Below are 24,669 nucleotides of genomic sequence, written 5' to 3'. Positions count from 1 at the left end.
ATGAAGAAAATTTTACTATTCATAACTTTATTCTACGGTTTTTCAAATTTACTCTATTCACAGGATGCTTCTGAGAATGGAGTTGTTTCGTTTTCATTACCTATAAGAAATTCTTTAAAGTTTAATAGATATTTAATTAACCCGGCATTTAGTTTCGTTCGTGAGCAAAATGCTTATTTAAGTTTTTATAATAAAAGACAATGGACGCAGTTTGAAAACGCCCCAAATAGCTATTTATTTGGTTACTCTGGTCGTTTTAAAGAAAACGAAGCGTTTGCTTTTGGCTTATTTCAACAAAATTATGGTCTAATGACCGTTTTTGGCGGAGTAGGTAACTTTGCGCATAACATCGTTTTAGATCAGGACAGCAATTTAACTTTTGGTTTAAACGTTGGTGCTTACCAAAGTGGTTTAGACAAAGGAAAAATCATATCTGACGATACTGATCTTTTAACCGGTGAATATCCTTCAAATACAATGCTTACTGTAAATCCTGGTATTAACTACGGAACAGCATTTCTTGATTTCGGATTATCTGTAAACAATTTAATCCTATATAATTTTGGTTCAGGAGTTGTAAAAGACGATCCCGAAAGAGCCATAGAATTACACGCAATGTATACAGGATACATTGACAGTTACGGTTTTTTTGAACAAAGTAAATTTTCTGCAATAGTAAAAACAGAAGTTAAATCAGAAAAAACAGTTATTTCAGGTCTTGCCATGATCGCAGTTCCAAAAGGAGTATGGGCTCAGGCAGGATATAATACATTATATGGAGTTTCTGCAGGACTTGGGTTTAATATTACGCCAAATATTGCGATAGAATATAATTATGAAAGAGGTATGGGGAATTTCACCAATTTGGGTGGTTCTCATGAATTTGCGATTGCTTACAAATTCAAAAATAAAAATTACTATTACGGAGATGATGAAGATGGAGCCCTTATAGATCCGGCTAAAGCTAAACCGGTAATGGCTAAGAAAACAACATCTACAACTCCGATTACGAGAGTTGATGGAGCTGAAAAAGCAAAATTAGCTGCCGAAGCAAAAGCACAAGCTGACGCCGAAGCAAAAAGAGTAAGACTTGCAGCTGCAGAAAAAGCGAAGGCTGATGCCGAAGCCGCAGCGAAAGCAAAACTAGAAGCCGACAATAAAGCTAAAGCAGATGCCGAAGCATTAAAAATAAGATTAGCCGCTGATGCAAAAGCGAAAGCCGATGCACAAGCCGCGGAAAAAGCCAGACTTGCCGCAGACAATAAAACAAAAGCTGATGCCCAAGCTGCAGAAAGAGCAAGATTGGCTGCAGATGCTAAAGCCAAAGCTGATGCGCAGGCTGCTGCAAAAGCACAACTTGCTGCTGCAAACAAGCCAAAAACAGCAACTCAACCTACTACTGCTGCAGTAACTCAAAAAACAGCTGCGCAATTGGCTGCTGATAAAGCAAGAGCTGATGCCCAAGCTGCAGAAAGAGCAAGATTAACAGCTGGTAATAAAACAAATGCTGATGCGCAGGCAGTAGAAAGAGCAAGACTTGCTGCAGACAATAAAACGAAAGCCGATGCACAAGCGGAACAAAGAGCAAGATTGGCTGCAGATAATAAAACAAAAGTTGATGCACAAGCTGAACTAAGAGCAAAATTATTAGCCGACAATAAAGCAAAAGCAGATGCACAAGCTGCAGAGCGAGCAAGACTTGCTGCTGATAACAAAGCAAAAGCAGATGCGCAAGATGCTGAAAGAGCAAAACTAGCCGCAGATAATAAAGCCAGAGTAGATGCTCAGGCTGCAGAAAGAGCAAGATTAGCAGCTTCAAAAGGAAAAGTAGATGCTGAAGGTGTGGCTAAAAAAGCAGCTGTTACAGAAACAGTTGCCGAACCACAAAAAACAGCTGCAGAATTGGCTGCTGATAAAGCGAAAGCAGATGCTGAAGCTGCTGCAAAAGCCAAACTAGACGCAGATAATAAAGCAAAAGCTGATGCTGAAGCATTAAAAATTAAACTAGCTGCAGATGCTCAGGCTAAAGCCGATGCTGCAGAAGCAAAACGTAAAGCTGATGCTAAAGCGAAAGCTGAAGCTGCAGATTTACAATCAATATTAGCTGCTGATGCCAAAGCAAAAGCAGATTCTGATGCGCTTCAGGCGAGATTAGCTGCAGAAGCTAAAGCCAAAGCTGCAGCAGCTGTAAAAACAAAAGCAAGTATTGATGCAGCAAACAAAGCAAAATTAGCTGCCGATGCTAAAGAGAAAGCCGCTCAGGAAGCCGCATTAAAAGAAAAAGCCGCAACAGAAGCTAAAGCAAAAGCAGATGAAGAGGCAAGACAAGCAAGATTAGCTTCAGAGGCAAAAGCGAAAGCAGACGCTGAAGCATTGAAAATAAAATTAGCTGCTGATGCAAAAGCAAAAGCTGATGCAGACGCGAAAGCAAAACTTGATGCTGAAGCTAAAGCTAAGGCAGATGCCGAAGCACTTCAGGCAAAACTTGCAGCAGATGCCAAAGCGAAAGCCGACGCTGAAGTACAAGCAAAATTAGCTGCTGAAGCTAAAACTAAAGCCGACGCAGAAGCGCAACAAGCAAAACTTGCTGCAGATGCGAAAGCGAAAGCGGATGCTGAAGCATTAAAAATAAAATTAGCTGCAGATGCTAAAGCCAAAGCAGACGCTGAAGCACAACAAGCAAAACTTGCAGCAGATGCTAAAGCAAAAGCTGATGCTGAAGCTCAACAAGCTAAATTGGCTGCTGATGCAAAAGCAAAAGCGGATATGGAAGCTTTACAAGCAAAATTATTGGCAGATGCCAAAGTAAAAGCGGATGCTGAAGCTACTGAAAGATTAAAAGCAGAACAAGAAGCTAAAAAATTACAAGCAGCAGAAGAAGAGCGTCAGGCAAAATTAGCTGCTGATAAAGCGAAAGCCGATGCAGAAGCACAAAAAGCAAAATTAGCTGCAGATGCCAAAGCGAAAGCGGATGCAGAAGCAGAACAAAAAAGATTAGCTGCTGAGGCTAAAGCCAAAGCAGATGCTGAAGCCCTTCAGGCAAAACTTGCAGCAGATGCAAAAGCTAAAGCTGATGCTGAGGCTCAACAAGCAAAATTAGCCGCAGATGCGAAAGCAAAAGCGGATGCTGAAACTGAACAAAAAAGATTAGCTGCTGAAGCTAAGGCTAAAGCCGATGCAGAAGCACAACAAGCGAAACTTGCTGCAGATGCAAAAGCGAAAGCAGATGCAGAAGCTCAACAAGCAAAACTTGCAGCAGATGCAAAAGCAAAAGCGGATGCAGAAGCTGAACAAAAAAGATTAGCTGCCGAAACTAAAGCGAAAGCAGACGCAGAAGCGCAACAAGCGAAATTAGCTGCAGATGCAAAAGCCAAAGCAGATGCTGAAGCTCAACAAGCGAAATTAGCTGCAGATGCAAAAGCCAAAGCGGATGCAGAAGCTCAACAAGCAAAACTTGCAGCAGATGCAAAAGCAAAAGCGGATGCAGAAGCTGAGCAAAAAAGATTAGCTGCGGAAACTAAAGCGAAAGCCGATGCTGAAGCGCAACAAGCAAAATTAGCTGCTGATAAAGCAAAAGCAGATGCTGTAGCGCTACAGGCAAAACTTGCAGCAGATGCAAAAGCGAAAGCAGATGCAGAAGCTGAACAAAAAAGATTAGCTGCGGAAACTAAAGCGAAAGCCGATGCAGAAGCGCAACAAGCAAAATTAGCTGCTGATGCAAAAGCAAAAGCTGATGCCGTAGCGCTACAGGCGAAACTTGCTGCTGATGCAAAAGCAAAAGCAGATGCGGAAGCTGAACAAAAAAGATTAGCCGCCGAAGCTAAAACTAAAGCCGATGCAGAAGCTCAACAAGCAAAATTAGCTGCTGATGCAAAAGCAAAAGCGGATATGGAAGCGCAACAAGCTAAATTATTGGCAGACCAAAAAGCGAAAGCTGATGCAGAAGCTAACGAGAGATTAAGAGCAGAAGAAGAAAGCAGACAATTAAGATTAGCCGAAGAAGCTCAACAAGCCAAACTGCTTGCAGATGCTAAAGCAAAAGCAGATGCCGACGCACTCGCTAAAGCCAGCGCGACGGATGATGCAGCAAAAGCGATTGATGAATTATCACTTTCATTAGATGCATCTGCTAAAACTCAAAGTGATTTATTGACTCAGTTTAATGCTACAGTAGCCAATAAACAGAAAGATCTTGATGACTTAAAAGAAGAAAATGATTTAAGTGATAAAGGAATTTATAAAGAACCAAAACCGTTTAAAAGTGTAGCTGCTGAGAATAGTCAGATAGAAGCTTTAAAATTACAAATAGCGGAAACAAACAGAATTCAGAAAGATGAAATTGCAAGGCTGACGAATTTATATAACGAAAGACTTAAAAAATTCCCTAATAAAAATGATGCTACAAACAGGGCTTATTTAGAGAAAATAAACCAATTGAAAGCAGCACAATTAAAAATGGAAGCAGACAGTGCAGCGTTACTTGCGAATTTAGAACGTATTAAAGCTGAAACTGAAATTGAGAAAAAACGTAGAATTAAACAGGCAGCATACGAGAATGATCAGGGAAGATATGCGCAGGATGTGGCTGCTCTTAAACGTATAAAAGAGACTACAAAACCAAGTAGTACGCCATTAACTGCAAGTGATTTTGATTTTGGTGAAGACCAGTCGAATATGCAGATTATTAAAAACATTAAAAATGCTGACAGCGGTTTCTATTTAATTATTGCCGTTCACAGCAGTGTTGAAAAAAGAGATGAATTCTTAACTAAAGCGGTTGCCGCAGGACGTACAGATGTGAATTTCTTCTACAACGTAACAACAAGTAAATATTACATCTATTACGAAAAAGTCGAAGGATTGCAAGAAGCTCAAAAGGCTATGGAATCTAAAGGAAAAGAGCCATATAACGGAAAAATGGCTATCGTAAAAGTGGAGAATTAAAGATAAATAAAAGTATAGGCAAACTCTTTTTTAGAGTAAATACTTAAAGATTAAATGTTTATAGTACTAATTATTTTGCTTTCTGATGCCCCTCAGAAACTGAAGTGTAAGTAAAACAAGAATGATTATGAAAAAACCTACTATTTTAAGAACGCTAATTTTTGCTTTGGCATTGTTATTAAATTTTGCATCCTACTCGCAAAATTTAATAGCTTACAATTCAAAATTTGAAGATAATCGACATGAGAATATCTTCTTAAAAGCAAAGAATCAGTCTGGTGATACTGTTAGTTTAGATACTACTGTTACCGGTACTGATAAGATGGCCGCACCAATTATCCCTAACCCTGTAATTAAGTATGCCACGGGTTCTTATGCTGGTTCGGTTTCTACTTGTCCCAACAATGGTGAACAGCTTCCCAAATTATTTTTATGTGGTAAAAATGACGCAAGACTAATTGATACAGGCATTTTACCCGCAAATGCCACTATTGTATGGTCGAAATTAAAAACCGGAACCGGATGTACAGCTTTTGCTAATACAAATTGCCCTAATTATGCTGCTGCATGTGGATGGGATTATTTATCAACCGGTCAAACTTTTTCTGCCGACACAGCTGGTGAATATAAACTGGTTATTACTTATACAGATAAAACAGTATTTACATTCTACTTTAATGTTTATACAAGTGATATTGACCCAACAAATATCTCTAAAAGTAATATTATTACAGGTACAACAGGTTCTTGTACGCTCCCTGGCAGAATAATAGTTAATGGTTTTAACGCAAGTTACGAATACACTATTAGCGCTAGTAGTAATGGTACAACAGCGCCTACAACAGGATGGCAGGACAGTCCAATTTTTGGAAATATTACAACTGCAAGAAACTATAATGTTTTCATAAGATTAAAAAATGTACCGGGCTCTTGTGTTTTTAGAGTTTTAAATGTTCCAATTACTACTGCTGCTGTTAATGTTGCAACAACAATTATTGATCCAAAATGTAGTGGAGACGGAGGTAGTATATTGGTTAAAACCAATGATGTTGGTCTTAATTATACTTATAGACTTTATAAAGGAGCTACTTTAGTAACGACTATAACGAATTCAGGATCTCCTGAATATACTTTTACCGGTTTAGCTCAGGCAAATAATTATAGAGTAGAAGTAGAGATAAGCAGTACTAATTCTACTTGTCATCCGTATAATACGTCACCTAATAATCTAACAATTAAGGCTCCGCCTAGCAGTTTATCAGCTACATTAACTGATATTGCCACTGCATCAGGATGTAGCACCAAAAATCTTCAAATTAATGCTACAGGAGGAACATCACCTTATAAATATTTTTTAAGTATAAATAGTGGTGCTTTTGTTCCTAATACATCTACAACTGTTGTTGTAACAACACCGGGAACCTATACTGTTCGTGTAGAAGATGCTAACGGTTGTCAATTTACAACATCAATTACTAGAAGTGCAGTTACAAAACCAGATTATGTTGTTACACCTACAAGCCCTAATTGTAGTATAACAAAAGGTTCAATAAAAGTAACCGTTAATAATGCTAACGGTTATTCAATGGGTTATAGTTTAAATAGTACAAATAATGGTGATTATGTATCTGGTACTACAGGAACTACTTATAGTAATCTTAATCCTGGAACATATACTGTTTATGTTAGATATAGAATTGGCAATTCAGGAACCTGGTGTGTCGACACTAATGTTGTTACTATAACAGACGCGCCAAATGGTTTAACGGCATCTGCGGGTGTGGCTGCTTTAGCCGGTTGCGGTGCTGATGGAAAAAGTGGTATTGTTAAAATTGCTAATCCATCAGGGGGTATTCCTCCTTATACATATAGTTTTGATGGCGGTAATACATTTATTGCTTCAAATCAAGCAGATATGGCGCCGAATCCAGGTTCACCTACTGGTTACACAGTATATATAAAAGATTCTTCGCCTACACCTTGTATTTATTCAATGTCAGGTATTGTTATTGATGCTAAACCAGCTAATCCGGATGTTATATTTAGTGGAGTAACCTATGATTGTAATGGTTTTGGTACAATAACTGCAACGGCAACTAATCCGGGAGGCGTTAATTATACCTATACTTATAAAATTGATGGGGTAGAGAACACTAATATCCCTGCAAATGTTTTTACTAATATTGGAAGTGGTCAACATACAATTGAGGTGGTATATAATCTACAAAAGGTTTCAACCTACAGTAATTTATTATCCGAAGATTTTGGTAGAGGAAATCCAACCACATCACCGGGTATTAATACAGCATATTGTTTCGAAAATATGTCCGGAACGCATCCAACAGATTATCCTTGTAATAAGGATAATAATATTAATGATGGGGAATATGCCGTAACCAATTATATTACTTATAGATTTGGAACCTGGCTGGACATTAGAGATCATACCAGTGCTGCAGGACCTGTAGATTCTCAAGGAAGATTCCTTGCCATTAATATTGGTGGTGTAGCAGGAGTTGGTGGAATTATTTACAGAAAACCTATTTACGATGTAATTCCAAATCAAGATGTAAAAATTTCATTTTGGGTTGAGAACTTAATTGAAGGAGGTAAGAATTATCCAGATGTTGACCCGGATATCACCATTGAATTAATTGCAGATTTTGGTTTGCCAACACAAACCTTAGTTGCATCGCAAGCAACTGGTATTATACCAAAAAGCAATAAGTGGGAAAATTATAATATGGATTTAAATCCGGGTAATTATACTACTTTAGATTTTGTTGTAAGGTCCTATAGTATTGCGACAGGAGGAAACGATTTAACATTAGATGATATAAAAGTGTATCAGGTTCCTAGAATTTGTGGAGATAAATTTGAAACAAAGTTCACGGTACCAAAAGATAATGCTTTTGATGCGGAAATTATTCCAGTTGGTGATGTTTCATGTAATGGTAAAGCAGACGGTTCATTTAAAATTGTTGTCAAAAATTTTGGTGATAAATGGGAATATTCATTAAATGGAGGAGTTGCAGGTTCTTGGATAGAATCTACTGCTTTAGAAGTTTTAGTTCAAGGTTTAGCGGCAAAAACATATGATGTTAGAGTTCGCAGAGCTGGCACCGCTACCTCTCCTTGTGAAAAAACCCTTTCGCCAATAGTAACTGAAAAAGCAGTATTTGACATAAAAGTTACAAAGATAGATGCTACATGTGCTAGTAATAATTTAGGTACAGTAGACGCAAGTGGTACGACAGGAGGAACTATACCGTATCATTTGGTGCTTATAGATAATACTGATCCAACTAAAATATATCCTTTTCCAGTAGGAAGTTATATTTTAAATGATGTTAAACCAGGAAACTATACCGTTTCAGGAACTGATGACAGAGCTTGTTCAGATATAGGTAGTACAAATTTAACGATCAAACCTGCCGATGCACCAAAAGCAGAACTTGCTCATAGTTCTGGTTTGTGTTTTGGTAATGGTAGTGCTATTATTACGGTAAACATTACCGACGGAGTTGGTCCATATACGTATCAGGTAAGTTATAACGGAGGTGCACTTAGTGCTCCGGTAGCAGAATTTCCTTCACCTACTTTCACCTATAATGCTACAGCACCGGGAACGTATGATTTTACCATTATAGATAAAAGTAATGGATGTAAAGTAATTTTAGCAAGTCAAAAAGTTGACCCAAAAATTACGGCAACTACAGCAATTAAAAACTCATTAACTTGTGATCCGGCTACGCCAGATGCAACTATTGAAGTTACTATTACAGGAGGAACAAGTCCTTATACATATACTGTAACAAATAAAGCAACAGGAGTAGTATTGTTCACCAGTGGTACTATTGCAGGCCCAACATTTACATATTCAACTCAAAATGCAGGGACATATACTTTTGATGTTACAGATAAAAATGGTTGCACGACAACTATTGACGGAACTGTAGATTCATTAGTACCAGTTATCGCTACCCGTACTCCAATCAACCCTACGTGTAATGCAGGTACGAATGGTTCGGTACAATTAGCAGGTTCAGGCGGAGTTGGACCATATATGTTCAGTTTTAACGGAAGTGCATTTACTACCCAGTCTTTATATACAGGTTTGGCAGCAGGAACTTACGGTTATCAGGTAAGAGACAGCAACCAGTGTTTGTCAACTGCAGGTACGGTTACCCTTACAGCTCCAAATCCAATTACAGCAACCAGAACATTTACACCATATACCTGTTTACAAACAGCAACTATTACAGTTACCAGCCCATCAGGGGGAACAGGAGCTTATGAATACAGCATCAACGGAACCACGTTCCAGACAAGTGCAACCTTTACAGGATTAACTAATGGTACTTATACTATTACTGTTAGAGATGCCAATATGTGTACAGCGACATTAGCGCCTGTAACTATTGCACCACTAACACCTCCAACAGCATTAGCATTCAGTAATTCGGCACTTACGTGTCCAACCAACAAGGTTAATATTACCGTTACATCAACAGGAGGTTTTGGAACAAAGACATATAGTATTACTGCCCCTGCATCAGCAATTGGTAATACATCTGGATTAAACAACGGAATCTTTACTAATTTAGATCCGGGAACTTATACATTTCAGGTAAAAGATCAAAAAGATTGTACGTACAGTGATAGTTTTACAGTTGCGCCACTTCCGGCCTTGACCGTAACTGGAACCCGTACCAATGTACAGTGTTCAGGTTCATCAACAGGAACAGCACAGTTTATCGTAAACGGATCAACAGGTTTTACTTATACCTTAAATACAGTTGCTCAGACAGGAACTACCTCACCAATCAACTTAACAGGATTGGCAGCAGGTACCTATACAGTTGAAGTAACCAATACAGCAACAGGCTGTACGGCTACTGCATCGGTAACTATTGCAGCACCTGCAGCAGCATTAGCATTAAGCAATACCCCAACACCAATTACCTGTGACGCACCGGGAAGTGTAACACTTACTGCCACAGGCGGATGGGGAGGAAACAGCTATAGCTTAACCCAGCCTGACGGAACTATTTTAGGACCACAGGCATCCAATACATTTAGCAATTTAACCCAAACAGGAAATTACACGGCAAGCGTAACGGATTCAAACAATTGTAATATTACAAGTCCTTTTACATTAAGCACACCGGTGAAACCTATTGCAAGTGTGACAGGATCAGATATCTGTTATGATGCAACGAATCAGGCAACTATTACCGTTACGGTAACCAATGGAGTTGCACCATACCAATACAGTATCAATAACGGAGCTACTTATCAGGCAGGCAATACCTTCTCAGGACTTGTACCTGGAACGTATACCGTTTTGGTAAAAGATGCTTACGGATGTACTTCTACAGCTATTGTTCAGCCTATTGCAAATCAACTAGCGGTAGGTACAGTTTTAACTAAAGATATAGATTGTAACGTACCACCGGCAGCAAGAATCACCGGAACAGTTTCTGGCGGAACAGCGCCAATTACATATAGTGTTTCTATCAATGGAGCACCCTATACATTAGTTGGTACAGTTGCAGGAACGACATTTACATACGATACAACAACTGCAGGAACATACCAATTTCAGGTAAACGATGCGAGTACTTGTCAGGCTGTTTCTACAGTTTCTACAGTACATGCATTAACACCAGTTACTGCTACCCGTACGCCAATCAACCCTACGTGTAATGCAGGTACAAATGGTTCGGTACAATTAGCAGGTTCAGGCGGAGTTGGACCATATATGTTCAGTTTTAACGGAAGTGCATTTACTACCCAGTCTTTATATACAGGTTTGGCAGCAGGAACTTACGGTTATCAGGTAAGAGACAGCAACCAGTGTTTGTCAACTGCAGGTACGGTTACCCTTACAGCTCCAAATCCAATTACAGCAACCAGAACATTTACACCATATACCTGTTTACAAACAGCAACTATTACAGTTACCAGCCCATCAGGGGGAACAGGAGCTTATGAATACAGCATCAACGGAACCACGTTCCAGACAAGTGCAACCTTTACAGGATTAACTAATGGTACTTATACTATTACTGTTAGAGATGCCAATATGTGTACAGCGACATTAGCGCCTGTAACTATTGCACCACTAACACCTCCAACAGCATTAGCATTCAGTAATTCGGCACTTACGTGTCCAACCAACAAGGTTAATATTACCGTTACATCAACAGGAGGTTTTGGAACAAAGACATATAGTATTACTGCCCCTGCATCAGCAATTGGTAATACATCTGGATTAAACAACGGAATCTTTACTAATTTAGATCCGGGAACTTATACATTTCAGGTAAAAGATCAAAAAGATTGTACGTACAGTGATAGTTTTACAGTTGCGCCACTTCCGGCCTTGACCGTAACTGGAACCCGTACCAATGTACAGTGTTCAGGTTCATCAACAGGAACAGCACAGTTTATCGTAAACGGATCAACAGGTTTTACTTATACCTTAAATACAGTTGCTCAGACAGGAACTACCTCACCAATCAACTTAACAGGATTGGCAGCAGGTACCTATACAGTTGAAGTAACCAATACAGCAACAGGCTGTACGGCTACTGCATCGGTAACTATTGCAGCACCTGCAGCAGCATTAGCATTAAGCAATACCCCAACACCAATTACCTGTGACGCACCGGGAAGTGTAACACTTACTGCCACAGGCGGATGGGGAGGAAACAGCTATAGCTTAACCCAGCCTGACGGAACTATTTTAGGACCACAGGCATCCAATACATTTAGCAATTTAACCCAAACAGGAAATTACACGGCAAGCGTAACGGATTCAAACAATTGTAATATTACAAGTCCTTTTACATTAAGCACACCGGTGAAACCTATTGCAAGTGTGACAGGATCAGATATCTGTTATGATGCAACGAATCAGGCAACTATTACCGTTACGGTAACCAATGGAGTTGCACCATACCAATACAGTATCAATAACGGAGCTACTTATCAGGCAGGCAATACCTTCTCAGGACTTGTACCTGGAACGTATACCGTTTTGGTAAAAGATGCTTACGGATGTACTTCTACAGCTATTGTTCAGCCTATTGCAAATCAACTAGCGGTAGGTACAGTTTTAACTAAAGATATAGATTGTAACGTACCACCGGCAGCAAGAATCACCGGAACAGTTTCTGGCGGAACAGCGCCAATTACATATAGTGTTTCTATCAATGGAGCACCCTATACATTAGTTGGTACAGTTGCAGGAACGACATTTACATACGATACAACAACTGCAGGAACATACCAATTTCAGGTAAACGATGCGAGTACTTGTCAGGCTGTTTCTACAGTTTCTACAGTACATGCATTAACACCAGTTACTGCTACCCGTACGCCAATCAACCCTACGTGTAATGCAGGTACAAATGGTTCGGTACAATTAGCAGGTTCAGGCGGAGTTGGACCATATATGTTCAGTTTTAACGGAAGTGCATTTACTACCCAGTCTTTATATACAGGTTTGGCAGCAGGAACTTACGGTTATCAGGTAAGAGACAGCAACCAGTGTTTATCAACTGCAGGTACGGTTACCCTTACAGCTCCAAATCCAATTACAGCAACTACTACGGTTACACCATATACGTGTTTACAAACAGCTACTATTACAGTTACCAGCCCATCAGGGGGAACAGGAGCTTATGAGTACAGCATCAACGGAACTACATTCCAGACAAGTGCAACCTTTACAGGATTAACTAATGGTACTTATACCATTACAGTTAGAGATGCCAATATGTGTACAGCAACATTAGCGCCTGTAACTATTGCACCATTAACCCCTCCAACAGCATTAGCTTTCAGTAATTCGGCACTTACGTGTCCAACCAACAAGGTTAGTATTACCGTTACATCAACAGGAGGTTTTGGAACAAAAACATATAGTATTACTGCCCCTGCATCAGCAATTGGTAATACATCTGGATTAAACAACGGAATCTTTACTAATTTAGATCCGGGAACATATACATTTCAGGTAAAAGATCAAAAAGATTGTACGTACAGTGATAGTTTTACAGTTGCGCCACTTCCGGCCTTGACTGTAACGGGAACCCGTACCAATGTACAGTGTTCAGGAACATTAACAGGAACAGCACAGTTTATCGTAAACGGATCAACAGGTTTTACTTATACCTTAAATACAGTTGCTCAGACAGGAACTACTTCACCAATCAACTTACCAGGATTGGCAGCAGGTACCTATACAGTTGAAGTAACCAATACAGCAACAGGTTGTACGGCTACTGCATCGGTAACTATTGCAGCACCTGCAGCAGCATTAGCATTAAGCAATACCCCAACACCAATTACCTGTGACGCACCGGGAAGTGTAACACTTACTGCCACAGGCGGATGGGGAGGAAATGCGTATAGCTTAACCCAGCCTGACGGAACTATTTTAGGACCACAGGCATCCAATACATTTAGCAATTTAACCCAAACAGGAAATTACACGGCAAGTGTAACAGATTCAAACAATTGTAATATTACAAGTCCTTTTACATTAAGCACACCGGTGAAACCTATTGCAAGTGTAACAGGATCAGATATCTGTTACGATGCAACGAATCAGGCAACTATTACCGTTACGGTAACTAATGGAGTTGCACCATACCAATACAGTATCAATAACGGAGCAACTTATCAGGCAGGCAATACCTTCTCAGGGCTTGTACCTGGAACGTATACCGTTTTGGTAAAAGATGCTTATGGATGTACTTCTACAGCTATTGTTCAGCCTATTGCAAATCAGTTGCAAGTAAGTACTGTACTGACAAATGGTCCAAAATGTACTGCACCAGATATTACTATTGATGGAACAGTTAATGCCGGAACTCCAAATTATACTTATACAGTAACAATAAACGGAACATTAGATCCTACTGTACATGCAGTAGTTGGAAATGCTTTTACATATACTGATGCTACAGCTGTAACTGCTACAACTCCTACAACATATTTATTCACATTTAGCGATGCTGCGGGTTGTAGCGCTACTTCAACAGTAATTGTTCAGCCTAAAACAAACCCTGACTTTACAGCAGTACAAGGAAATCTTATTTACTGTAACGGGCAAGCTACGGGATCTATCACTGTAACAATTGATACAACTGTTGGTGCTGCTCCTTATGTAATAAATGTTGTAAAAGACAATACACTTTTAGCAATACCAAATGTTAATTATGGTACACAAACTACAGGACTTCCTGGAGGTGATTATATTGTAACCGTAACTGATGCAAATGGTTGTTTACTTACTAAAAATGTTACTATTACTCAGCCGAATCAGATTGTATTTACTGAAGCGGTTACTCAAATTACATGTGTTGGAGGTGGTGCAGGAACTTCATTAGGTTCTATCGCAGTTACCGCTTTAACAGGAGGAACAACTTCAGGATTACCATTACCTGCAAAATCAGGTTTTGTTTATACCTTAACAAGTAATACAAGTGCAACGCAAACTTTTGCTCCGGATGCAAAAGAAGATCATAGTTTCCAAATTTTAAATTTTGGTATTTATGAATTAACAGTTACAGATTTTAACGGTTGTTCAGTTACTAAAACGATAAATATAGCGTCTCCACCTCAGGATTTAACTATTGATGTAACTCAAGGTGCAGCATCATGTACAAATGCGACAGTTGTAGTTAGTGTTAACCCACCAATTCCTGGAGGACCATATCATTTTGCATTATATCCGGTAAATCCGTTAAATCCAAACGATTACGATTACTTAACACACTTGGCTGCATATCATGATGCAGATGCAGTTAGTCCACCAGCTTTACCTGGAGACCCTAATTTGTTAAAGGCTACTTTTACTGGCTTAAATCCGGGAGTTTTATATTCTTTCATTGTTTATGATGAATCAACAAATTGTTATTTCTTTAAACAAGCAGATACAAAAACACCAACGTTGTCAACTTTAACAAGTACTGTTACGCCAGCAAATGTAACATGTATTGGAGCTGCTGACGGAAGTGTATCTTTCACATTCACAAAAAATTTCCCAACACTTACTACTGTTAGTTATCAGATTTATAATTCTCAAACTAATCAGGCAGTAACTCCGGCTATCACGGGAACGGTACCAGGTTTGATTGGAACTGTAACTAGTCCTGTGATTACAGCAGGTCCACTTGCTCCGGGAACTTATTATATTTTATTTACAGAAGTTGGAGGTTCAAACCCAGGTTGTAAAAATTCATCTGCCACATTTACAATTACACAATCTGTAATTCCATTAAAAGTAAATGCAACAGTAAATAGAACTGAAAATTGTAATAAATTAGGTAATATTAGTGTTGCCGCTCAAGGCGGAACAGCACCTTATATGTATCAGGTATTATTATCATCGGCTCCGGCTCCGGTTGCAGCTGATACTAATTGGGTAACTGACACATCATTTGATTTAGCCGCTGGTAGTTATATAGCATATGCAAAAGATGCAAATGGATGTATTCAATTTACTACAGTTAAGATCATTGGTTTAGACCCAACACCTGTTGTAGCAGCGGCATTAGCTGCACAGTGTAATGTTGTAGAGGGTAATTTTGTTATCAACGTAACAGTACCAACAGCAGGCATGTCACCATACACGTTTAGTGTTGATGGCGGAGCATTCCAGTCCCGTACTGCACCATTCAGCATAACGGGCTTATCATCAGGGTCTCATACCGTTGCGATTAAAGACGTAAACGGATGTGGAAATACGGTTCCGGTAAGTATCCTGTCACCATTAGGCATACTGGCAGATATTGCTGCATTACCAACATGTGCTGATAATGACGGATCTATCAAAGTTACGGCAACAGGAGGTTCAGCTTCTGCTAATTACAGATATACATTATTGAATACAGTAACATCAGTAACCACAGGACCACAGGTATCAGATACCTTTACAGGACTTGCTGCAGGAACTTATGACGTTACCGTTACCGATATTGCTGCCGCGTCAGGATGTTCAGTAACAAAACCAGTTGTATTAACAAAACCAACACCGGTAACGTTTAGTACGACTCAGATTAATGTTAGCTGTTTTGGAGGCAATGACGGAAAAATCACAGTTGTTTTACCGGCAACAAATGATAACCCTCCTTATACTTATACCTTAACATCTACTACAGGTCTTCCGGTAGTATCAGTAACACAGCTTAATAATAATGTATTTGCAGGCTTGACAGCCAGAGAATACAGCATTACAGTTACCTCTGCAAGAGGAGGCTGTACTACACCACAATTGGTGACGATTACAGAAGTAAATCCTGTAACGATTACATCAGTAGCAGTTCCTGCTTTTGAATGTGCGCCAGACAATTCAGTAAATACAACAACAGTAACAATAAACGCTCAGGATGGTCATATACCTTATACTTACAGTATAAACGGTACCGATTATTTCTCAAGCAATGTATTTACAGTTGCAGATACAGGAGCATCTACGACATTACATGTTTATGTTAAAGATTTGAACGGATGTATTGATGATGAATTCGTACCAATTACAACCATTCCAAAAATCACCAACGTAACAGTTGCGGGTACAAATATTGACTGTCTAAACGCAGGTAGAGCTACAATTACAGCAACAGGCGGTTCAGGAGACTTTAGTTACCAACTACTGCCAAGCGGCGCACCACAAGCCAATAACTTCTTTATTATCACAGCACCTGGAGATTATTATTTCCGAGTAATTGATAATATCACACATTGTTATTATGATGCACCGGTATTTAAAGTAGCCCCATACAACGTTATTAACCTTGTGGCTACAGCCACTACACCGGTAAGCTGTTTTGGAGATTCCAACGGAGCATTGTCAATCAATGTTTCCAATTATACAGGAACTTACGATTATAGTGTACTAAACGGTGCAGGAACTTCAGTATTAGGACCAATTTCAACTGATACAACAGTAAACCCACGCGTTATTGCAGGATTATTGGCAGGCAACTATACCGTTGTTGTAACAGAAACGGCAAGTCCATTCTGTTCAGTAACCTCAAATGTGGTAACCATTGGTTCACCAAGCGCAGCAGTAACATTGAAACCAGCAGTAATAGTTAATGACAACTGTAATGTAAATGCAGGAAAAATTGTTGCAGAAGCGCAAGGCGGAACAGCACCATATTACTATCAAATCTTGCCGGCAGTAGCTACACCGCCATTGGTAACAGATGCAGGCTGGGCAACAACAAACAATATTTTAAATGCAGAGTCAGGAAACTATGTTGTGTATGTAAAAGATGCCAACAATTGTCCGCAATCACAAGCTGTTGTAATAGGCTTAGACCCAACCCCGGTTGTAGCAGCGGCATTAGCTGCACAGTGTAATGTTGTAGAGGGTAACTTTGTTATCAACGTAACGGTACCAACGGCAGGCATGTCACCATACACGTTTAGTGTTGACGGCGGCGCATTCCAGTCCCGTACTGCACCATTCAGCATTACAGGCTTATCATCAGGGTCTCATACCGTTGCGATTAAAGACGTAAACGGATGTGGAAATACGGTTCCGGTAAGTATCCTGTCACCATTAGGCATGCTGGCAGATATTGCTGCATTACCAACATGTGCTGATAATGACGGATCTATCAAAGTTACGGCAACAGGAGGTTCAGCTTCTGCTAATTACAGATATACATTATTGAATACAGTAACATCAGTAACCACAGGACCACAGGTATCAGATACCTTTACAGGACTTGCTGCAGGAACTTATGACGTTACCGTTACCGATATTGCTGCCGCGTCAGGATGTTCAGTAACAAAACCAGTTGTATTAACAAAACCAACACCGGTAACGTTTAGTACGACTCAGATTAATGTTAGCTGTTTTGGAGGCAATGACGGAAAAATCACAGTTGTTTTACCGGCAACAAATGATAACCCTCCTTATACTTATACCTTAACATCTACTACAGGTCTTCCGGTAGTATCAGTAACACAGCTTAATAATAATGTATTTGCAGGCTTGACAGCCAGAGAATACAGCATTACAGTTACCTCTGCAAGAGGAGGCTGTACTACACCACAATTGGTGACGATTACAGAAGTAAATCCTGTAACGATTACATCAGTAGCAGTTCCTGCTTTTGAATGTGCGCCAGACAATTCAGTAAATACAACAACAGTAACAATAAACGCTCAGGATGGTCATATACCTTATACTTACAGTATAAACGGTACCGATTATTTCTCAAGCAATGTATTTACAGTTGCAGATACAGGAGCATCTACGACATTACATGTTTATGTTAAAGATTTGAACGGATGTATTGATGATGAATTCGTACCAATTACAACCATTCCAAAAATCACCAACGTAACAGTTGCGGGTACAAATATTGACTGTCTAAACGCAGGTAGAGCTACAATTACAGCAACAGGCGGTTCAGGAGACTTTAGTTACCAACTACTGCCAAGCGGCGCACCACAAGCCAATAACTTCTTTATTATCACAGCACCTGGAGATTATTATTTCCGAGTAATTGATAATATCACACATTGTTATTATGATGCACCGGTATTTAAAGTAGCCCCATACAACGTTATTAACCTTGTGGCTACAGCCACTACACCGGTAAGCTGTTTTGGAGATTCCAACGGAGCATTGTCAATCAATGTTTCCAATTATACAGGAACTTACGATTATAGTGTACTAAACGGTGCAGGAACTTCAGTATTAGGACCAATTTCAACTGATACAACAGTAAACCCACGCGTTATTGCAGGATTATTGGCAGGCAACTATACCGTTGTTGTAACAGAAACGGCAAGTCCATTCTGTTCAGTAACCTCAAATGTGGTAACCATTGGTTCACCAAGCGCAGCAGTAACATTGAAACCAGCAGTAATAGTTAATGACAACTGTAATGTAAATGCAGGAAAAATTGTTGCAGAAGCGCAAGGCGGAACAGCACCATATTACTATCAAATCTTGCCGGCAGTAGCTACACCGCCATTGGTAACAGATGCAGGCTGGGCAACAACAAACAATATTTTAAATGCAGAGTCAGGAAACTATGTTGTGTATGTAAAAGATGCCAACAATTGTCCGCAATCACAAGCTGTTGTAATAGGCTTAGACCCAACCCCGGTTGTAGCAGCGGCATTAGCTGCACAGTGTAATGTTGTAGAGGGTAACTTTGTTATCAACGTAACGGTACCAACGGCAGGCATGTCACCATACACGTTTAGTGTTGACGGCGGCGCATTCCAGTCCCGTACTGCACCATTCAGCATTACAGGCTTATCATCAGGGTCTCATACCGTTGCGATTAAAGACGTAAACGGATGTGGAAATACGGTTCCGGTAAGTATCCTGTCACCATTAGGCATGCTGGCAGATATTGCTGCATTACCAACATGTGCTGATAATGACGGATCTATCAAAGTTACGGCAACAGGAGGTTCAGCTTCTGCTAATTACAGATATACATTATTGAATACAGTAACATCAGTAACCACAGGACCACAGGTATCAGATACCTTTACAGGACTTGCTGCAGGAACTTATGACGTTACCGTTACCGATATTGCTGCCGCGTCAGGATGTTCAGTAACAAAACCAGTTGTATTAACAAAACCAACACCGGTAACGTTTAGTACGACTCAGATTAATGTTAGCTGTTTTGGAGGCAATGACGGAAAAATCACAGTTGTTTTACCGGCAACAAATGATAACCCTCCTTATACTTATACCTTAACATCTACTACAGGTCTTCCGGTAGTATCAGTAACACAGCTTAATAATAATGTATTTGCAGGCTTGACAGCCAGAGAATACAGCATTACAGTTACCTCTGCAAGAGGAGGCTGTACTACACCACAATTGGTGACGATTACAGAAGTAAATCCTGTAACGATTACATCAGTAGCAGTTCCTGCTTTTGAATGTGCGCCAGACAATTCAGTAAATACAACAACAGTAACAATAAACGCTCAGGATGGTCATATACCTTATACTTACAGTATAAACGGTACCGATTATTTCTCAAGCAATGTATTTACAGTTGCAGATACAGGAGCATCTACGACATTACATGTTTATGTTAAAGATTTGAACGGATGTATTGATGATGAATTCGTACCAATTACAACCATTCCAAAAATCACCAACGTAACAGTTGCGGGTACAAATATTGACTGTCTAAACGCAGGTAGAGCTACAATTACAGCAACAGGCGGTTCAGGAGACTTTAGTTACCAACTACTGCCAAGCGGCGCACCACAAGCCAATAACTTCTTTATTATCACAGCACCTGGAGATTATTATTTCCGAGTAATTGATAATATCACACATTGTTATTATGATGCACCGGTATTTAAAGTAGCCCCATACAACGTTATTAACCTTGTGGCTACAGCCACTACACCGGTAAGCTGTTTTGGAGATTCCAACGGAGCATTGTCAATCAATGTTTCCAATTATACAGGAACTTACGATTATAGTGTACTAAACGGTGCAGGAACTTCAGTATTAGGACCAATTTCAACTGATACAACAGTAAACCCACGCGTTATTGCAGGATTATTGGCAGGCAACTATACCGTTGTTGTAACAGAAACGGCAAGTCCATTCTGTTCAGTAACCTCAAATGTGGTAACCATTGGTTCACCAAGCGCAGCAGTAACATTGAAACCAGCAGTAATAGTTAATGACAACTGTAATGTAAATGCAGGAAAAATTGTTGCAGAAGCGCAAGGCGGAACAGCACCATATTATTACCAAATCTTACCGGCAGCCGCTACACCGCCACTGGTAACAGATGCAGGCTGGGCAACAACAAATAACATTTTAAATGCAGAGTCAGGAAATTATGTTGTGTATGTAAAAGATGCCAACAATTGTCCACAATCACAAGCCGTTACAATTGGTTTAGACCCAACCCCGGTTGTAGATGCACAATTAGCTGCACAGTGTAATGTTGCGGAGGGTAACTTTGTTATCAACGTAACGGTACCAACTGTAGGAGTTTCGCCATACACGTTTAGTATTGACGGAGGAGCGTTCCAGTCACGTACGGCGCCATTCCCTATTACAGGTTTATCTTCAGGGAATCACAGTGTTGCGATTCATGATGTAAACGGATGTGGAAACACAGCTACAGTTAATATCTTGGCACCGCTTGAATTACGTGCAGAGGTTACTAAAACACCTAATTGTACTGCTTCTGATGGTGAGATTACTTTAACTGCTTCTGGAGGAACAGTACCAAGTGGTTATCTTTATACAAAAGATGGTTGGTTAACATCTCAGCCAACAGGAGTGTTTGGTAATTTAGCACCTGGATCTTATAACTTCATAGTAAGAGATATTGCTACAGGTTGTGAGAAACCGGTATCTCAAACAATTGAGGCTCCAACACTTGTAACAGGAATTACATTAACGCCAAGACCGGCAACTTGTAATGGTTACTCAGACGGTAGTATTACTGTAAGTCTTGCTGCTTCAAACAATAACCCGGTTTATGAGTATACTTTAACAAATACGGTTACATTAGCAGTGGTTGGTCCACAACAAAGTAATTTGTTTTCAGGATTAGCTGCAGGATCATATTCAGTTAAAGTTACATCAGGAAAAGGTTGTTCAGATACAGCGACAACTACTATAGATCAACCAAATCCTATTGTTGTAGATCCTCCGCTTGTAACTCAATATAAATGTACAACAGGAAACTCACCAATCAGAGCAACGATTACTGTTAACTCTGTAAATGGTGGAGCAGGTGCAGGTCACTATGTGAGATACATATTTACAAGAGGAACTACAGTAGTACAAGACGGAGCTTCGAACGTATACACTGAAACTGATTTTGCAGGAGGAAGTTATACTGTAAAAGTAATAGATGATAAAGGTTGTGATGGTACTACAACTGTACCAGCAATTGCTCCATTCATTAGTATAGATGCTATTCAAGTAGCAGTAAACCAAGCAATTACTTGTAAAGTACCAGAAACAATTCAGATTACTGTAAAAACTACTCCGGCAGGAGCAACACCTAATTTAAGTTATACAGTAACTGGTCCTAACGGATACAATCAAACAAATACAAATGGATTGTTTGCAGGTTTAGGTATTGGAGATTTCTTAATGACAGTAGTAAATACAGATACAGGTTGTATACTTGAAGACTACCATTATGTTAAAGATCCTAATACTTATGCAATTCAGGCTGTAGCAACAACAAGTCAAATTTGTTTTGGTACAACTAACGGAAGTGTTGATTTAACTTTTGTAGATAATCAGCCAACTCCATCAAATGATGCAGGAGCGTTCTCATATGTTATTGATAGCGAAGACGGAACAGTTCACCTTACGGGAACAACAGCTAATGCTGGTCCGTTTACAATACCAAACCTTAAAGCAGGTATTTACCATGTCACAGCGACAATGGTAAACCCAATAGGATGTGATGTAGAGACATCATTTAGTATTGATCAGCCTTTAGAAGCATTGGCAATTAATTTAGAGCACACAGTAATTACTTGTGCTGCTAATAATAATGGAACTATTACAGCGTCTGCTACAGGTGGTTGGACAGGTGATTACCAATACCAATTGGTAGGACCAGGAAACACTGGAGGATACTCAGATAAATACTATTTTGATAACCTGGCAGTTGGTACATATACCGTTAATGTTAAGGATAGTAAAGGATGTATAGATAGTGATCAGGTAATCTTAACTCTTCCGAATGCAATTAACTTTACAGCAACACCAAGCGTAACAGTGTTAACATGTTTTGGAAATAAAGATGCTATAATAACCGTTTCAGCTCCAACAGGAGGAGTAGGAACTAGTTACAACTATACTTTAAGTTATGTTTATAATGGAGAAATAGTTTCATGGGGTCCACAATCTTCAAATGTATTTACTGGTTTAGGATCAGGAGATTACACAGTAACTGTTAGAGACGGCTTTAGTTGTGAGGCATCAAGTACATTAAGTATTGCTGAACCAACTATGGTAGAACCAAGTTTATCTACAAAAATTGGAAACACTTGTAAAACAGATGCTGTACTTACACTTAGTGTAACAGGAGGTACAGGTCCTTACAGTTATAGTGTAGATGGTATTAACAACTTTAGTCCAACTTTCAATTCAACTGTTGATATTCCGGCGTTAGTAGGTAAACATACTTATTTCGTAAAAGACAATTTAGGTTGTGTGAGCTATAAAACAAATGAGATTGAAGTACCGGCTATTGAGCCTCTGGCTATGACTGTTGATGCAAATGGTTTAAATGTTAGTTGTACAGGAAATAACAGCGGAATAATTTTCGTATCGGCAACAGGTGGTTTAGGTGATTATGAATATTCATTATCAGGTAAAGAAACCAGACCGGCGCAAGCTGAAGGAATTTTCGAAAACCTTTACGCAGGTACCTATACCGTTCACGTTAAGAGTGTGGATTGTGAAGAAGATAAAGTTGTTGTAATAACAGAAACTCTAACTGCTTTGAATGCTACTTTTGATGTTACTCCAGTAAAATGCTGGTCAGATAAAGACGGTAAAATTGTTATAAACGCAACTGGCGGAACAGGAACTATTAAATATGCAATTTCGCCAAACTTAAGCCAGTTTGTAGAAAACAATGTGTTTACAGGTTTAGAAGCTGGAAGATATACAGTAATTGTTCAGGATGTATTAGGTTGTACAGGAGGTTCTCCTTTTTACATAGATGTATTGCAACCAGATATTTTAATTGCTTCTATTATTCCTAACTCTGTATTGCCTGAAATTTGCGCAGGAGATAAAGATGCAGCATTTAGTATTCAGGTTCAAGGTGGAGTAGGTCCATATTTTGAAAGTCTGGATAACAGTGATGGACCATTTAAACCTTTTGCAGGAAATATTAAAGACTATGTAGGTCTTGTAGGTGGAAAACGTAGTGTCTTCATAAAAGACAGTAATGGATGTATCAGTCAAGTAGATATTGATATGCCAGATGCAGTAGCTCTGAAGCCAACAGTAGAGGTAAATTACGATTGTGTGAATAATACTCAGGCTAATTTTGTTAAAGTTGACCCAGGTTACGAAGATCATTCTCAAATAGATTATTCTCTTGATGGTGCTGCATTCGTGCCAGGTAATATCTTTACAAATGTTGCTCAGGGTGATCACACTATTACAGTGAGACATACAAACGGATGTCCTGCCGATGTTAAGTTCAACATAAAAGCATACACTGCTTTAGGATTGAAGCTAGACGGAAAACAAGAAATGAATATTATTTCGGTTATTGGTACAGGTGGAGCTCCGGCTTATGAGTATAGTTTTGATGGTGGACCGTTTACATCTGAAAATAAATTCAAAATTTACGAATCCAGAGATTATATAATAATCGTTAGAGATCAAAACGGATGTACTTTCGAATGGAAATTCCCTGGAACTTATTATGACGTTTGTCTTGATAATTACTTTACGCCAAACGGAGATGGAGTCTATGACACATGGGGTCCTGGTTGTACAAATATTTACAACAACCTTACGTACTCAATCTTTGACAGATACGGTCGTGTAATTGCCAAATACCACTACGGTCAAAAATGGGATGGTAGATATAACGGAGAAGAATTACCTTCAGGTGATTACTGGTATGTTCTTAAACTAAATGACGAGAAAGATGATAGAGAGTTTGTTGGACATTTCACTTTATACAGATAACA

Annotated in this window: 2 protein-coding genes; both read left to right on the top strand. The window is 39.4% G+C overall.

Features of this window, described 5'->3' with window-relative positions; all coding sequences use genetic code 11:
• The gene (locus tag OLM54_RS16290) at positions 1 to 4,944 is read left to right on the top strand and encodes a PorP/SprF family type IX secretion system membrane protein (protein ID WP_264535630.1); all 4,944 of its coding nucleotides are present in this window, start codon (positions 1 to 3) and stop codon (positions 4,942 to 4,944) included.
• A gap of 127 nt (positions 4,945 to 5,071) precedes the next feature.
• Positions 5,072 to 24,667 (top strand): T9SS type B sorting domain-containing protein, encoded by a 19,596-nt coding sequence (locus OLM54_RS16285; RefSeq protein ID WP_264535629.1) that lies wholly within the window; start codon positions 5,072 to 5,074, stop codon positions 24,665 to 24,667.
• Positions 24,668 to 24,669 lie beyond the last annotated feature (2 nt).

The sequence above is a fragment of the Flavobacterium sp. N1736 genome (assembly GCF_025947065.1).
Lineage (GTDB): Bacteria > Bacteroidota > Bacteroidia > Flavobacteriales > Flavobacteriaceae > Flavobacterium.
The sequence above is the reverse complement of the archived record's forward strand: the minus strand, read 5'-3'. Positions and strand labels throughout refer to the sequence as shown.